The following is a 16,295-nucleotide window of genomic DNA, read 5'->3' on the forward strand; positions in this document are numbered from 1 at the left end:
CAGGTTTACAATGTGGCGAGCAAAACAGGTAAGGATAAGTACTTGGACAATACCGATATTGACTGGATGAAACATGCGCTGCTGTTAGCAGATAAAGCAGAAGCACAAGGAGAGGTGCCAGTTGGAGCAGTGGTTGTTTACCATGGCGAAGTAGTGGGTGAAGGCTGGAATCAAACGATTACTCTTAACGATGCTACTGGCCATGCTGAGATACTAGCACTGCGAGAAGCAGGCAAGAATATCGGCAATTACCGGCTATTAGATACCACGCTTTACGTTACTTTAGAGCCCTGCTCTATGTGTGCGGGAGCCATGGTGCACGCACGCGTGAAACGATTGGTTTATGGTGCTAGCGATCTTAAAACAGGCGCTGCGGGAAGTGTGTTTAATATTATTGATTGTGAGCAGTTAAATCATCGAGCTGAGGTAGAAGCTGGAGTACTAGCGGAACAGTGCAGTGAGAACATTAGTCGTTTTTTTCGCAAGCGTCGTGAACAACACAAGCTGCGAAAAAAACAACAGAGCAGTGGTCTACTCAGCGACGCTGACTAAACCCATTTCAGTCAAAACATAAGAACGTTGTCTTAACAAAACCTTACGGTGCTGACGAGCCAATTGAATTCGGCGACGTGGCGAGTGAAGGGTAACGCGTTTCTTTCTAATCATACTATCCTCTCCATTGCGTAGGCAGGACGCTTTACAGTTTTTAATCTCCATTACAGATTAAGCATAAAACATGACAGTTATGTGACAAATCGTCAAGATTATTCTTTAGTTAATGGTGTCAACTTCTGTTTTATTTGGTTCACTAGCCTCGATGTTGGGATTATTCACTGGATAAGGTGCACGATTCTTCATTAACTCCTGACGGCGTTGTGACTCTTTTTTCTGAGCATCTAGCCACAAAAGGCTTTGATAATACTGCCTAATGTTGTTTACATAGTTGTAGGCTTCTTGCCCGCGAGCGTAACCATAACGAGTTTGTTGGTACCATTTTTTACGCATAAGCAGTGGCAGGTTTTCTTTAACATCTACCCAAGCATCTGGATCGCCGCCACGCATTCGAGTAATTCGCCTAGCATCTAACATATGGCCAAAGCCAATGTTGTAAGACACAAGAGCAAACCATATTTTGTCATCTTCACGGACGCTATCGGGCACTCGGTTTATTAGTTTTTGCAGGTATTCAGCGCCGCCACGAATGCTTTGTTCTGGATCTAAACGATTAGTTACACCTACCGATTTAGCTGTTGGCAGAGTTAACATCATCATACCGCGCACACCGGTGAAAGATTTAGCATGCGGGCGCCAGTGAGATTCTTGATAAGATACTGCTGCAATTAGGCGCCAGTCTAACTTACCTGCGTATTGCTTAAACCAGTCTTCGTATTTGGGGAGCCTAGTACTGGTAGAGCGTAAGAAGGCCCGAGTATCGACATAATCGAAACGTTGAATGTGGCCAAAATAGCGTTCGTACAAACGAGTAATGTCACCATTGCTGTGTTTATCACCAATAAATTCGATTAGCGCGCTGTATAAACTGTCATCACGCAGGCGGTTTACCATCCAAACTACAGACGTAGATTCGCTTAAGGTAAAAGCTTCAGCTAGGTCTGGGTAAAAGCGTTGATGCAAAGCGAGGGTGGTGTCATCCACCAAGGCGAAGCGGATGTCTTCATCAACAATGCTTTTGAGTAATTCGCTACTGTCTAGGCGGTCTGTGGCTTCAATGGCTAATTCTGGGTGTTCTTTGCGGTAGCTCTTAAGCAAAGGTTGATGATAGCTACCTGTGGTTATCCATAATGGAGAATCCACTTGGCTAATATCACGCGGGCGGCGAGTATTTTTTTTATAAACAACCTTGGCGTCTACTTTATATATCTCTGGAGAAAAGCGAAAGTTTTCGCGTAGCGCATTAGTTGGCGATAGCGCTGCAGCCAATAGATCGACCTGATTGTTATGCAAACCTCGATAAAGCTCTGTTTGGTTATATAAAGGCACCATTTGCAACTCAACACCTAAATAGTTAGCAAAGTCTTCCAATAACTCGTATTCCATGCCCGTAGGTTGTTCATGTTGGTCGTAATAGAAGATTTGCTGGCTATACAAGGTGCCCACGCGCAGTTTTCCACGTTGGCGAATTTGCTCTAGCTCTGAGACAAAGGGGTTGGGTTCGCAGCCTTGTAATACAAACAAAGCGAGCAACGCTAGAAGCAGGGTGAAGCGTTGCTGTTTAATCATCAAATCTGGTTTCCACGCTATTATTTTTATTCGATTTTAGGGATATACGCTTGGCTGTCTAGCTTTAAGCGTTGTTTTCCTCGTCAAGCTAACGTTTTGTTTACCATTGTCGCAGTTTTTATCTATAATACGCGCAATTTTCCCCCTCCCACCTCCATCTGGAAAAGCGAGCACATAAATATGTTGGTACTACGTGGTGCACCTGCACTGTCTGAGTTTCGAATTGCGCAATTGTTAAAACGCTGCGCAGAGCAAGACCTTCCTGTTACAGCTATCTACGCTGAGTTTATGCATTTTGCTGATATCTCAAGTGATTTGACTGATGCTGAACAACAAGTATTAGATAAGTTATTGACCTACGGCCCTACTATTGCCGAGCATCAGCCTACTGGCCAGTTGCTATTAGTAGCTCCCCGTCCAGGTACAATTTCTCCTTGGTCTTCTAAGGCAAGTGATATTGCACATAACTGTGGTTTAGCCAATGTAACGCGTTTAGAACGCGGTATTGCTTACTATGTAGATACCAGTAGCGAACTAAACGAGCAACAAAGCAAACAGCTTAAAAGCTTAATTCACGACCGTATGATGGAAGTGGTATTTGCAGAAACCGAACAAGCTAGCGCATTGTTTGAACACGCAAGCCCTGCACCGTTTGAGTCGGTAGACATTCTATCTGGCGGTAAGCAAGCCTTAGAACAAGCTAACCAAGAATTAGGTTTGGCCTTGGCCGATGACGAAATCGACTACCTAGTAGAAAATTTCGAAAAAATGAAGCGCAACCCTAATGACGTAGAGCTAATGATGTTTGCTCAAGCAAACTCAGAGCACTGCCGCCATAAAATCTTTAATGCTGATTGGACAATCGATGGCGTAAAACAGCCAAAATCATTGTTCAAAATGATTAAAAATACCTATGAATTGAACAACGATTACGTATTGTCGGCGTATAAAGATAACGCAGCGGTAATGACAGGTTCAGTGGCTGGCCGCTTCTTCCCAAATGCTGAAACTAAGCAATACAACTACCATCAAGAAGATATTCATATCTTGATGAAAGTAGAAACGCATAACCACCCAACGGCAATTTCTCCTTACCCTGGCGCGGCTACCGGCTCTGGTGGCGAAATTCGTGATGAAGGTGCAACCGGTCGTGGTTCTAAACCTAAAGCTGGCATGGTTGGTTTTACCGTTAGTAACCTACGCATTCCAGGTTTTGAGCAAAGCTGGGAAAGTAACTTTGGTAAGCCAAGCCGTATTGTAGATGCTTTAGAAATAATGATTGAAGCACCGTTAGGCGGCGCAGCGTTTAACAACGAATTTGGTCGCCCTAATATTTTGGGTTACTTCCGTACTTACGAAGAGCAAGTAGAAAGCTTTAATGGTAGTGAAGTACGTGGTTACCACAAACCAATTATGTTGGCGGGTGGCCTAGGTAACATTCGTGAAGATCACGTTGAGAAAGGTGAGATTCCGGTTGGTGCTAAAATCATTGTACTTGGTGGCCCAGCCATGAACATTGGTTTAGGTGGTGGTGCTGCCTCTTCAATGGCTTCTGGTCAATCGAGTGAAGATTTAGATTTTGCTTCAGTACAGCGTGAAAACCCTGAAATGGAGCGTCGCTGTCAGGAAGTTATCGACCGTTGTTGGCAGCTAGGTGATGCTAACCCTATCGCATTCATTCACGATATAGGTGCTGGCGGTCTATCGAACGCTTGTCCTGAACTGGTTGATGACGGCGGCCGTGGTGGTATTTTTGATTTGCGCAGCGTGCCAAATGATGAGCCAGGCATGTCGCCACTAGAGATTTGGTGTAACGAATCTCAAGAGCGTTACATGCTAGCTGTTGCACCTGAGCATTTGGATGTGTTCGACGCGATTTGTAAGCGCGAACGTGCCTTATATGCAGTTATTGGTGTAGCAACAGAAGAGCGTGATTTGATTCTTCACGATTCTCACTTTAACAACGATCCTATTCGCATGCCGCTAGAAGTACTTTTAGGTAAAGCACCTAAAATGCATCGCGACGTTAAAACTGCAACGTTTAATGGCCCGGCCTTTAATAGTGATAAGCTTGATTTAGCAGAAGCCGCAGAACGTTTGTTACGTTTACCTGCCATTGCAGAGAAAACTTTCTTAATCACTATTGGCGACCGCAGTGTTACCGGTTTAGTGGCGCGTGACCAAATGGTTGGCCCTTGGCAGGTTCCGGTAGCTAACTGTGCAGTAACAGCGGCTAGTTACGATACTTATCATGGTGAAGCCATGTCGGTGGGTGAGCGCACGCCTGCAGCACTGATTGACCATGCAGCCTCGGCACGCTTAGCGGTAGCGGAAGCATTAACTAACATTGCAGCCACTAACATTGGTTCGTTAAACAACATTAAGTTGTCGGCTAACTGGATGTCAGCAGCTGGTCACCCAGGCGAAGACGCAGGTTTATACGCTGCGGTTAAAGCAGTAGGTGAAGAGCTTTGTCCAGCATTGGGTCTTACTATTCCGGTAGGTAAAGACTCGATGTCGATGAAGACAGCTTGGCAAGATGAAGGTCAAAACAAAGCGGTGACTTCACCGCTTTCTTTAATTATTAGCGCCTTTGCTAAAGTTGAAGATATTCGCTTAACGGTTACCCCGCAATTACGTAATGACGCTGGCGATACCGACCTAATTCTTATCGACTTAGGCCAAGGTAAAAACCGCTTGGGCGCCTCTTGTTTAGCGCAGGTTTATAAACAACTTGGTAACAAAGTACCGGATGTAGATTCACCTGAACTACTAAAAGGTTTCTTTAACGCGATTCAAGTACTTACTGCTGAGAAGAAACTGCTTGCTTACCACGATCGCAGCGATGGTGGCCTGTTCACAACTATTGCTGAAATGGCATTTGCTGGCCATTGTGGTGTAGATGTAGCGCTAGACTTATTGGCTGGTGATACTTTAGACGTGCTCTTTAGTGAAGAGCTTGGTGCGGTGATTCAGGTTAAAACTGAAGAAAAAGAAGCCGTACTAAACGTTCTCGCTGGACACGGTTTAGCCTCTTGTAGCCATGTTATTGGCTCACTAAACGATGATGACGCGATTCGCTTCACCCGTAACGGTGAAGTTGTACTGGCGAATACGCGCACTCATTACCGCGGTATTTGGGCTGAAACAACTTATCAAATGCAAGCGCTGCGTGATAACCCAGAATGTGCCAAGCAAGAATTTGATGCCAAATTTGATGCCGCAGATCCAGGCCTTAATATCGGGTTAAGTTTCGACATCAACGAAGATGTGGCCGCGCCTTACATTGTTAAGGGACTAAAACCAGAAATGGCTATTTTACGTGAGCAGGGTGTTAACTCGCATCACGAAATGGCAGCCGCCTTTGACCGAGCTGGTTTCGCAGCAGTAGATGTTCATATGAGCGATATTTTGGCTGGCAGAGTGAGCCTAGATAAATTCGCTGGTTTAGTGGCTTGTGGTGGCTTCTCTTACGGTGACGTACTTGGTGCTGGTGAAGGTTGGGCGAAGTCGATTCTGTTTAACAGCCGAGCGCGTGAACAGTTCAGTGCATTCTTCGAGCGTAACGATTCTTTTGCTCTTGGTGTATGTAATGGCTGTCAGATGCTATCGAATCTGAGCGAGCTAATCCCAGGAGCCGATTTATGGCCGCGTTTTGTACGCAACGAATCTGAGCGTTTTGAAGCACGCTTTAGTTTGGTAGAAGTGCAGCAATCACCTTCTATCTTCCTAAATGGTATGGCAGGTTCTCAAATGCCTATCGCCGTTTCTCATGGTGAAGGCCGTGTGGAAGTTCGTGACCAAGCGCATCTAGATGCCTTAGCGAGCAGTGGTACTGTGGCGCTACGTTATGTAGATAACTATGGCGAAGCTACAACTCAATACCCAGCTAACCCTAATGGCTCGCCGCTAGGTATTACTGGCCTTTCTTCAAAAGATGGCCGAGTAACCATTATGATGCCTCACCCAGAGCGTGTATTCCGTACGGTAGCGCACTCTTGGCACCCTGATGACTGGCGCGAAGATAGCCCTTGGATGCGTATGTTCCGTAATGCGCGAGTTAATGTTGGTTAAACAGCACTAAATAAAAAAGCCACCTTAGGGTGGCTTTTTTATTATTAGAAAGATTGTTTGAGCTTACAAAGTAAAGCGTTTTACCAGCTCTTCTAGTTGCTCGGCACGTTCGTTAAGATTGAGGCTGCCTGCGCGGTTTTCTTGAGCGAGACTGGCTGATTGACTCGATTGATCGGCAATTTGTACAATACGCTGAGATATTTCTTGGCCAACGTGGCTTTGCTCTTCGGTAGCGGTGGCAATAAGCGCATTCATATCCATGATGTGTTGAATCGACTCTTTAATCAGCTGCAGCGCATCACTGGCGGCATTGGCACCACTAACGGCTTCGCTACTGCGCTCTTGGCTAGTGTCCATTGCGGTTACCGCTGCGTCAGAGCCACTTTTTAGTCGTTCAATCATTTCATGAATTTCACCGGTGCTTTGTTGAGTGCGGCTGGCTAATTGGCGAACCTCATCAGCAACAACGGCAAACCCTCGGCCTTGTTCTCCAGCGCGTGCAGCTTCAATGGCAGCATTTAGCGCTAAGAGGTTGGTTTGTTCGGCAATGCCTTGAATTACCCCTAAAGCCGAGGAAATATTCTGTACATCGCCTTCTAATTTGCTAATCACTTCACTGGCTTGACCAATCTCATCGGCTAGATGTTGCACAGTGGTAACAGCGCTGCCTACCGTAGTCATAGCTTGACCTGCGTTGTTATCAACTTCTTGTGCCGAGTTGGCTGCTTGATTAGCGTTGTCGGATACGTCATGAGCCGAAGCGGTCATTTCAGTCATCGCGGTGGCCACTTGTTCTGTTTCTTCTCGTTGCTCCACAAGCAGTTGGTCAACGCTGTTGGCGCGATCAGACATCGATGAGGTTTCTTTGGCGACATCAGAAGAGACTTTACCCACCATGCTAATAATGTCGTGAAGAAGCGAGATGAAGGCATTAAAGTTATTGGCTAATTGGCCAAACTCATGAACATAGTCGGTTCGCAGACGAGCACTTAAGTCTGCATCGCCACTGGCGAGCTTTTCGAAGGACTGATTTAAATCTTGTAGCGGCGCCATAATGCTGCGGTTAATAAAGTAACTGATCACCACGGCTAAGCCGAGCAGGGCAATGCCGGTAATAAAGATAAATAGCATTGATGACTCAAGGCTAGCTTGGGCTTCGGCTTCCAGTTTTGCAATTACGGCGTCAACATCATCGGTATAAAAACCAGTGCCAATGAATAAGTCCCATTTATCCAGGTAGATGGCGTAACCTAGTTTTGGTAATGCTTCACTACCACCTGGTTTAGGAAAGTAGTAAGTATAGAATTCACCGTTTTTTGAAGCTTTTAGTAAATCACGGATGATGTATTGGTTGTGTTTATCTTGCAGTGACCAAAAGTTATCGCCAATGCCTTTATCACTAGCGCCAAGTAGCTTTCGCACCCCGGTCTTGTCATAGCCAAATATGTAACCACTCTCGCCATACTTTAACCGTTTAAGCGTTGGCATAGCTTGCTCTAGGCTTCCACCGTTTTCATAAATTTCAGCTATTGAGGAGTAGGCCATATCTAAATAAGCCTTTAGCTCCGCTTTTTTCATCTCCATCATGTTTTCTTGTGTTTCTGATGATTGAGCCTGACTCAGAGCTTTAGTTTCGGAGTAGCTTAAAAAAAGCATACTAGCTGCCAAAATAAGAACCGGCCCTAAGGCCAAAATAAGTAAACGTTGGCGTATAGTAAGAGACATAGTTCGCTCCCTGCGGTTGATGTATTTTAGAGGTATTGTTGAGTTATTATCGGCAGACTAGCACAAGGAATTAAGCTTTTTTGTGAATTGATTCTGCTACTTAGACTTAGGTATAAAAAAGCCCCTTTATTTAAAAGGGGCTTTGCTAAAAACTCTTTATAAAGTGAAGCGTTTCACTAATTCTTCAAGCTGTTCTGCGCGTTCATTGAGGTTAACACTGCCACTGCGATTTTCTTGCGCTAAACCGGCAGATTGACTGGATTGGTCAGCAATATGCACAATGCGCTGGGAGATCTCTTGGCCTACATGGCTTTGCTCTTCAGTTGCCGTTGCGATGAGGGCATTCATGTCCATGATGTGTTGAATAGATTCTTTAATCAGCTGCAGCGCATCACTGGCCGCGTTAGCACCACTTACGGCTTCACCACTGCGCTCTTGGCTACTATTCATGGCTGACACAGCTGCATCGGAACCGCTCTTGAGGCGCTCAATCATGCCATGAATTTCACCAGTGCTTTGTTGAGTACGACTGGCTAATTGACGTACTTCATCGGCTACTACCGCGAAGCCTCGGCCTTGTTCACCAGCTCGGGCCGCTTCAATGGCTGCGTTCAAGGCCAGCAGGTTTGTTTGTTCGGCAATGCCTTGAATCACCCCTAAAGCAGAAGAAATATTTTGCACATCCCCTTCAAGCTTACCTATCACCTCACTCGCTTGGCCTATTTCATCGGCCAGTTGCTGCACCGTTGTTACTGCGGTGCCCACGGTACTCATTGCTTGGCCAGCGTTAGTATCAACTTGTTGGGCAGAGTTTGCCGCTTGGTTAGCATTGTCAGAAACATCGTGAGCAGATGCCGTCATTTCTGTCATTGCAGTAGCCACCTGCTCCGTTTCTTCACGTTGTTCTACCAGCAATTGGTCAACGCTATTGGCGCGGTCTGACATGGAAGAGGTTTCTTTGGCAACGTCGTGGGCAACATTACCCACCATGCTGATGATTTCGTGGAGTAATTCGATGAATGAATTAAAGTTAGTTGCTAGTTGCCCAAACTCATGCACGTAGTTGGTGTCGAGTCGGGCGCTTAAGTCTGCATCGCCACTGGCGAGTTTTTCAAAGGAATTATTTAAGTCTTGTAGCGGCGCCATTATGCTTCGATTAATAAAGTAACCGATGATAAGTGCAAAGCCGAGTAAGACAGCTGCTGTTAGCCCTAGGAACATTAGCGATGATTGCAGGCTGTCTTTTGCATGTTCTTCTAAGCTTGTAATTACCGCTTCTACATCATCGGTGTAAAAACCGGTGCCCATCATTAAATCCCAGCGGTCTAAGTAAATGGCGTAGCTGAGTTTCGGCAAAGCTTCGCTGCCACCAGGTTTAGGGAAATAGTAGGTGTAAAATTCGCCTTTTTTCGAGGCTTTGATCAGGTCTTGAATTAGGTACTGGCCTTGTTTGTCTTGCAGTGACCAAAAATTATCACCAATGCCTTTATCTAATGTGCCCATAAATACCCGAACACCTTTATTGGTATAACCGAACATATATCCGGTTTCGCCATATTCTAGGCGTTGTAATATGGGTAAGGCTTGCTCTAAGGTTCCACCATTTTCATAGATTTCGGCCACCGCAGAGTAGGCTAAACCCATATAGGCTTTTAGCTCATCCTTTTTCATATTAAGCATGTTTTCTCGGGTTTCTTTAGATTGCCCTTGGGTGAGCTTTTGGGTCTCGGAGATGGTCAGGAGCAAAATACTAACGGCCAAAATAAGCACGGGCGCTAGTGATAAAAAGAGTAAGCGTTGGCGAATAGTTAGTGACATAGTCTACGTTCCGAATGGTTTATTTTTTTGGTTTTTTTAAGTGTAGACGGCTATGCGCTTTACAGGCTGTGAAGCGGTTTTAGTAGCTTGAAAACGTGATCAAGCCATTGTTTTAAATATGTTTGTTGTCAGCTTGTGGAGCCGGGTGCTGTTGGTGCCATATTTTAGCCGGCACGATGTTAATGGCAGTTTGATAACCGGTGTCGAATAAACGTAACTTTGCTTCATCGTTGAGGTGAAAATCGACCGGAGAGGTATTGCCAGTATTTACTACGATGGTTCTATGCCAAAACTTCTCATTAACATACTCTCTTGAAATGGTGGTCATGAAAGTTCTAATTAATAATGAGATGTACGCGGCAAGGGGAAAAATTCCATTAGTTTGCAATGGCTTTATGTCATTGTCTCCTCGTAGCCTAAAGCAGATGACAGGGGTGCCATCTTCGGCCCAATCTTGATGAAGAGCATCTTCCGATAATATGCTGCCATCTACCATTAAGTGGTCTTGGTAGGGCTTAAAAGAAAAAATCAGTGGAATAGACATAGAAAAACGCACCGCTCGCGATACTTTTTCGTGAGGGGTGCGAATAGCATCAAATACAACTGGTGAGCCAGAGCGTACATCGGTGGCTACTACATGTAGCTGCATTGGCAGCTGACTAAAGGTAACGCCATTAAGTAAGTCATCGATCCACTCTTCAAACTTGTCGCCTGAACAAAGCCCGCCATTACGTAGCAAGCTGATTAGCGAAAAGCCTTTGAACTGTTCGAAGTCGGTATCTAAGGCAATGGCTTTTATTTGTTCTACATCCATACCGCTAGCAAATAAGGAGCTAATAATACTGCCCCCAGAAACGCCAACAATATGTGAAAAATGAACATTTAGCTCTTTTAAGCCGGCTAGAATCCCAATATGGGCGGGTAGGCGGGTGCCACCGCCAGCAAATATGGGAACTAGTGTCCTTGGCTCTTGAGATTGCATTTGCTTATCCATTATTTGATGATAGCTCAAGTATGTCGCAAATTTGCCAAGCCGCTAGGCTTTGCCAAAATATCTTTCTATTTACGGGCTGTTTTATCCGTTTTGTTTTTGTATCTAAGTTTTGCATGAGGGCTTAATGTGCGAGTGATGCGTTGGTTTTTCCAAGCTCTGTTAATAAGTAGTTCGTTTGTTTTATTAAGCTCTGCCGCTTATGCACAGCTGCCCGTTTGTGAGAATCAAACACTAGATTACCACCCCGCAAATATTCAAAATATTCAAGCCCTGCCAGATACTGCAGACTTTTCTGTTTTGGTTTGGAATAGCTATAAAGGCCAAAATCAAGGCTGGACAGAACAGCTAGAACAGTTCTCACAACAAGCCGATTTTATGCTGCTTCAAGAAGCCAGCAGAGAGCGCATGTTGGCTTGGTCTGAAGGACCTCAATGGCACCAATATCAAGCTATCGCCTTTGAGTGGCTTGGTGATGGCCTAGGAGTGATGAACTTGGCCAAGTTTGCTAGTGAGGAAAACTGTTTGGCCTTAAGTACTGAGCCGTGGATAAGAGTACCGAAATCAGCGTTACTGCAGTTATACCAATGGCAACAGCAGCAATTATTGCTGATCAATATGCATAGTATTAATTTCACTCTCAGTGAAGAAGATTATTTACGGCAACTTCAGCAGCTTGGTCCGTGGCTGGCGGGGTACCATGGTGCTGTGATTTTAGCCGGTGATTTTAATACTTGGAGCAGCGGGCGTTTAGCAGTGCTAGAGCAGTTTATTACTGCGCACCAATTAAAAACGGTGAGGTTTAAACCAGATAGGCGAACCCGATTTTTTGGAAAAGCTTTAGATCATGTGTTTTATCGTGGATTACGGGTGAATCAGAGCGAGAGCATTGTGACCGAGAGTTCCGATCACAATGCCTTGTTGGTGCACTTTCGTTTTGCTAAGCGCTAACTTCAGCCACGTTAATATACAGTTTTAACTTCTGACCTGGCTGTAAATAGTGATTTTTGTTTAGGTCATTCCACTTCAATAAATCGGTCACTGACACTTTAAATTTTTGGGCAATGCGAGACAGTGAATCTCCGTTGCGTACTTTATAGGTAACGGTTTGAATGTGGTTTTTATTGGCTTGAGATTTTTGCCAAATCACCAGCTTTTTACCCGGTTTTAAAGTGTCGGTTGGCGCCATGCTATTCCATTTTGCAATGTTGCGGTGCGACACCTTATATTTCTGCGCAATGCTCCAAAAACTATCCCCTGACTTCACCGTGTAATTTAGCTTAATGTCCCCACGAGGTTTGTTTTGTTGGCTAGCCAAACGTTGGCTCTGGCTAAGGGTGTAAGCATTCTGATTACGCGAAGATACTGGTACCAACAAATGTTGACCAATACGAATAGTATTGCTGCTTAGCTGGTTAAGCTCTCGGATCTGTTTGCTGGTAGTGTTATAACGCTTGGCGATGACACTAAGGCTGTCACCTGACTTCACTTTATAACGCGCCCATTGCATGCGCTCTTGTTTAGACAAAGAGGCCAGAGCTACTTCAAAATTAGGCACATTCTTCTTTGGCACTAACAAGTAGTGTGGGCCATTAGGTGCGGTAGCCCAACGGTTAAAACCTGGGTTCAGTTTATGTAATTGATCAAGTTTAATATTGGCTAAATCCGCCGCTAGCGCTAAGTCGATTTGGCTATAAGTATCAACTTTTTCAAAATGCGCTTTGTTGGCAATTTCAGGGATATTTAGCTGGTACTCTTCGCGATGTTGTAACATTTGGCTTAGTGCCAATAGTTTAGGCACATAAGCGCGGGTTTCTCTAGGCAGGTTTAGCGACCAAAAATCAGTAGCTTTGCCAGCGTTAGCGTTGGCGCGAATAGCACGTCGAACGCGACCTTCGCCAGAGTTATAGGCAGCAAGAGCATGTAACCAATCGCCATCAAAGTATTTATGTAGATACTCAAGGTAATCGAGTGCGGCATGAGTAGAGGCATATACATCGCGGCGTCCGTCGTACCACCAATTTTGCTCAAGACCAAAGCGTTTACCTGTACCAGGGATTATTTGCCAGATACCCGCTGCACGCCCATGGGAGTATGCAAAGGGTTGAAAAGCACTTTCTACGATGGGTAAAAGCGCTAGCTCCAAAGGCATTTGGCGGCGTTCAATTTCTTCAACAATAAAAAACAAGTAAGGGTCGGCTCTAACTGATACACGGCGCATGTAGTCGGGGTGTTTTAAAAACCAGTTAAGTTGAGCTTGTAGGCGTTTGTTGTTCTCTGGCAGAGGAATGGCCAGTTGGTCCTCAATTCTAACCCAAACGTCGTGATAAACCGGAGCTTGAGGCTCTGGCTCTGCTTCAGGTTGTACCTGAACCTTCGCTTCTTCAACTTCCTTTACTTGTTCTGCTTTAGTTTGCTGCTCGCTAGCGTCTACAGCATTAGCATCTACTAATTGTTCAGTAACTTGAGGATTAGTGAGTTGGCAAGCGCCCAATAATAAAGAAAAAAGGCCAACAATGAGCGCTTTCATGATTTATCCATTTACGTTAAATTCAGTGCTCAATGGTATTGAGCTAAAGCTAGTTTGGCAAGTCAGAAGCGGTCTTTCCATGATCTTAGGCCAGCGAATACTGCTATCTCATTGTTTAATGGTTGTAATTCAGCCAACTCAACCGCTGCCTTAATATTTTCATTATTGCAGCGTAAAAAGGGATTTATCGCCAATTGCTGATTTAAGCTAGTAGGCAGGCTAGGTAGGCCCATTTGGCGCAGCTTACTTACTTGTTGCTGATAACTCAGTAACTCTGCATTATCTGGTTCTACACTAAGTGCAAATTGTAAGTTGGCTTGAGTGTATTCATGCGCTGCATAAATTAGGGTGTCGTTTGGTAAGTCCTTAATTTTTTCTAAAGACTGGTGCATTTGTTGGGCGCTGCCTTCAAATAACCTTCCACAACCCGCCGAAAATAAAGTATCGCCAATAAACAAGTGACCTTTGCTTAGGTAGGCAATATGGTCAAGGGTGTGACCTGGCACTTCAAGCACCGAGAAAGGCTGGTTTAAACCTTCGGGAGTGAAGCTATCTGATTGTTTTACTGTTTGATGTTTAAACGTGTATTTAGCGTTTTTTGGGGCATAAACCTTAGCCTGCGGATAACTGGCTAATAACCTTTCAACACCACCAATATGATCGGCATGATGATGAGTGATAAGTATGGCGCTTAACTGGCCGCCAATATCTTTAAGTCGCTGCTCTACTGGCGCAGCGTCTCCTGGGTCAACCACAACACAATCGTTTGAATTTTCCTCTTTTATTAACCAGATATAGTTATCATTAAAGGCGGGTATATGGATGATTTGCATTATGATATCTCTGTCGTTAAAGTCGATGACACATTATTGCCTTAACTGCAGTAGATTGGTACGGGGAATTGATGAAGCCGGCGAAAATTCGTGAAGTAATTGCAAGCCCTGACTTCTGGCAAGATCTGCCATTAGGCGATTGGTTAATGGAGCAGCAGCAAAGCTTGCTTGACCAGCACCTGCCTGTGGCCTTTGGTTATCACATGTTAAAACTGGGTAATTTAAGTGCTCAGTTAAACTGCCATGCCTCGATGATACGTCACCAATTAAATGTGGCAAAGCAAGGGCACTTAATTGGCTTACGTGCTCACCCGGAGCAACTACCTTTTCAAGAAAGCAGTATTGATTTATGCCTGCTAGCCCATAGTTTGGATTTTTCGAAAGATCCCCATCAGATATTGCGTGAGGTGGAGCGAGTACTCACAGCCGATGGTTACCTGATTATCAGCGGTTTTAATCCATTTAGCTTGTTGGGCATGCGTCGTTATTTTCCCTTCAGAAAACGTGGAATGCCTTGGTCGTGTCGCATGTTTACCCCTGCGCGGGTGAAGGATTGGTTAAACCTATTAGGTTTTGAAGTGCTTAATGATGAGCGTTTTGCTTATACCTCGTTTGTTAATAGCCGGCCCGCGCCGCAATGGTTTGAGCGTTGGGGCAAGCGTTATTTTCGCGCTACGGCATCGGCGTATTTTATAGTGGCCCGTAAACGCCGCGCACCGCTAACCCCGGTCAAAAAGGCCTGGAGAGTGAAACAACGCATTCCGGTGCCTTCGTCAATTAGTGGTTAGGTTTGTTGCTCGTACACTTCGTCGATTAAGCTGGCGTTGTTTGTCGCAGCTTCGCGGGCGAGGTCGTCTACTCGTTCATTTTCTGGGTGTCCAGTGTGGCCTTTTACCCAGTGCCATTCAACTTGATGGCGTTGGCAGGCTGCATCTAAGCGCTTCCATAAATCGGCATTTTTTACCTCGGCTTTTGCAGCGGTTTTCCAATCACGCTTTTTCCAGTTGTGGATCCATTGGGTAATACCTTGGCGAACGTATTGACTATCGGTAGTTAACACCACCTTGCAGGCTTGGGTTAGGCTTTCTAGGCCAATAATGGCCGCTAGCATTTCCATTCGGTTGTTGGTGGTGAGTCGGTAGCCTTGGCTAAGCTCTTTGCGATGAGCTTGGTAAACTAGCAATGCTCCATATCCTCCAGGACCTGGGTTACCTAAACATGAGCCATCGGTAAACAAGTGGACTTCTTTTGCCATATTTTTGTTAAACTTGCAGGATTATCTGCTTAGTGTCGCATAGGAGTTGTTGTGAACCAATCCAAGAGCCATCGCTTAATTGTATTTGATACTGAAACCACCGGTATGAATGATAGTGGCGGACCTATCTATCAAGGACACCGCGTTATTGAAATTGGTTGTGTGGAAGTTATCGACCGAAAGCTAACCGGTAATACCTTTCATGTGTATATCAACCCTGAGCAGTTGATTGATGAAGAGGCAATTCAAGTTCACGGTATTACCGATGAATTTGTCGCAGATAAGCCTTTATTTAGAGATGTTGCCCATGATTTTGTTGAGTTTATTCGTGGCGGCGAGTTGGTGGCACATAACGCAAACTTCGATATTAGCTTCCTAGATCACGAGTTTGAGATGATGTCGCGAACCTTGGCTCAAGCGATGCCCAAATGTGCCGATATCTGTACTATCACCGATTCATTATTGGTGGCGCGGCGTGGTGAATACAATAAACGTGAAGTACAAATGGCGGGCAATAAGCCTTTACCTTCACGTAAAAACTTAGACTCCTTAAGTGATTACTATGGTGTAGATCGCACATCACGGACTTACCACGGCGCATTACTGGATGCCGAATTGCTGGCCGACGTTTTCTTAAAAATGACCGGTGGCCAAAATAAGTTAAATTTAAAGCAAAAAGGCAGTGGGGATGGAGTTGGCGTTCGTTTGATTGATTCTAATCGTGCCCCTCTAAAAGTAGTATTTGCAACAGAACAAGAGCTCAGCGAGCACCAGGAGCGCTTAGACCTTGTCGAGAAAAAGGGAGGCCAGTGTCGCTGGCGCAACTAA

The 16,295-nt window shown here is 45.1% G+C and carries 13 protein-coding genes; 5 read left to right on the forward strand and 8 right to left on the reverse strand.

The window, feature by feature from the left end; genetic code table 11:
- Positions 1 to 42 precede the first annotated feature (42 nt).
- Positions 43 to 552, forward strand: coding sequence for a tRNA adenosine(34) deaminase TadA (gene tadA, locus ACYFDN_RS19530; protein WP_483512406.1), 510 nt, complete (start codon positions 43 to 45; stop codon positions 550 to 552).
- Here tadA and ACYFDN_RS19535 read toward each other — a convergent pair.
- Together ACYFDN_RS19535 and mltF are read right to left on the reverse strand one after the other, a co-directional pair.
- The gene (locus ACYFDN_RS19535; protein WP_255494555.1) at positions 532 to 666 is read right to left on the reverse strand and encodes a hypothetical protein; all 135 of its coding nucleotides are present in this window, start codon (positions 664 to 666) and stop codon (positions 532 to 534) included. The two genes, tadA and ACYFDN_RS19535, sit on opposite strands and share 21 nt — an antisense overlap.
- 105 nt (positions 667 to 771) lie before the next feature.
- A complete protein-coding gene (mltF, locus tag ACYFDN_RS19540) occupies positions 772 to 2,241 on the reverse strand; it encodes a membrane-bound lytic murein transglycosylase MltF (RefSeq protein ID WP_483512407.1) in 1,470 nt (489 codons plus the stop codon).
- 180 nt (positions 2,242 to 2,421) lie between these two features.
- Between mltF and purL the strand changes: the two genes are divergently transcribed.
- Complete coding sequence (gene purL / locus ACYFDN_RS19545; RefSeq protein WP_483512408.1) at positions 2,422 to 6,315, forward strand: phosphoribosylformylglycinamidine synthase; 3,894 nt, start codon at positions 2,422 to 2,424, stop codon at positions 6,313 to 6,315.
- Between the two features lie 63 nt (positions 6,316 to 6,378).
- Here purL and ACYFDN_RS19550 read toward each other — a convergent pair whose 3' ends face one another.
- The 3 genes from ACYFDN_RS19550 to ACYFDN_RS19560 all read right to left on the reverse strand — a co-directional run bounded on the left by ACYFDN_RS19550 (position 6,379) and on the right by ACYFDN_RS19560 (position 10,840).
- Positions 6,379 to 8,040, reverse strand: coding sequence for a methyl-accepting chemotaxis protein (locus ACYFDN_RS19550; RefSeq protein WP_406609178.1), 1,662 nt, complete (start codon positions 8,038 to 8,040; stop codon positions 6,379 to 6,381).
- Positions 8,041 to 8,196: 156 nt separating this feature from the next.
- Positions 8,197 to 9,858 carry a methyl-accepting chemotaxis protein gene (locus ACYFDN_RS19555; RefSeq protein ID WP_152779733.1) on the reverse strand — a complete coding sequence of 554 codons (1,662 nt, stop codon included), beginning with the start codon at positions 9,856 to 9,858 and terminating at the stop codon, positions 8,197 to 8,199.
- 112 nt (positions 9,859 to 9,970) lie between these two features.
- On the reverse strand, positions 9,971 to 10,840 hold the full coding sequence (locus tag ACYFDN_RS19560; RefSeq protein ID WP_152779731.1) for a patatin-like phospholipase family protein: 870 nt from the start codon (positions 10,838 to 10,840) through the stop codon (positions 9,971 to 9,973).
- A 147-nt stretch (positions 10,841 to 10,987) separates the two neighbouring features.
- Here ACYFDN_RS19560 and ACYFDN_RS19565 point away from each other — a divergent pair, with 147 nt between their 5' ends.
- Entirely contained in the window at positions 10,988 to 11,800 is an 813-nt protein-coding gene (locus ACYFDN_RS19565; protein WP_483512409.1) for an endonuclease/exonuclease/phosphatase family protein, read from the forward strand.
- On the opposite strand, the gene ACYFDN_RS19570 is transcribed toward ACYFDN_RS19565, so the two are convergent.
- Both ACYFDN_RS19570 and gloB read right to left on the reverse strand, forming a co-directional pair.
- A complete protein-coding gene (locus ACYFDN_RS19570; protein WP_483512410.1) occupies positions 11,790 to 13,379 on the reverse strand; it encodes a lytic transglycosylase in 1,590 nt (529 codons plus the stop codon). The two genes, ACYFDN_RS19565 and ACYFDN_RS19570, sit on opposite strands and share 11 nt — an antisense overlap.
- Positions 13,380 to 13,441: 62 nt before the next feature.
- Entirely contained in the window at positions 13,442 to 14,212 is a 771-nt protein-coding gene (gene gloB / locus ACYFDN_RS19575) for a hydroxyacylglutathione hydrolase (RefSeq protein ID WP_483512411.1), read from the reverse strand.
- Between the two features lie 71 nt (positions 14,213 to 14,283).
- Here gloB and ACYFDN_RS19580 point away from each other — a divergent pair, with 71 nt between their 5' ends.
- Complete coding sequence (locus ACYFDN_RS19580; protein WP_016402360.1) at positions 14,284 to 15,000, forward strand: methyltransferase domain-containing protein; 717 nt, start codon at positions 14,284 to 14,286, stop codon at positions 14,998 to 15,000.
- On the opposite strand, the gene rnhA is transcribed toward ACYFDN_RS19580, so the two are convergent.
- On the reverse strand, positions 14,997 to 15,467 hold the full coding sequence (gene rnhA, locus ACYFDN_RS19585; protein ID WP_483512412.1) for a ribonuclease HI: 471 nt from the start codon (positions 15,465 to 15,467) through the stop codon (positions 14,997 to 14,999). The two genes, ACYFDN_RS19580 and rnhA, sit on opposite strands and share 4 nt — an antisense overlap.
- 51 nt (positions 15,468 to 15,518) lie before the next feature.
- Between rnhA and dnaQ the strand changes: the two genes are divergently transcribed.
- Positions 15,519 to 16,295 carry a DNA polymerase III subunit epsilon gene (gene dnaQ / locus ACYFDN_RS19590; RefSeq protein ID WP_256471378.1) on the forward strand — a complete coding sequence of 259 codons (777 nt, stop codon included), beginning with the start codon at positions 15,519 to 15,521 and terminating at the stop codon, positions 16,293 to 16,295.

Source organism: Agarivorans sp. D1326, from assembly GCF_056958115.1.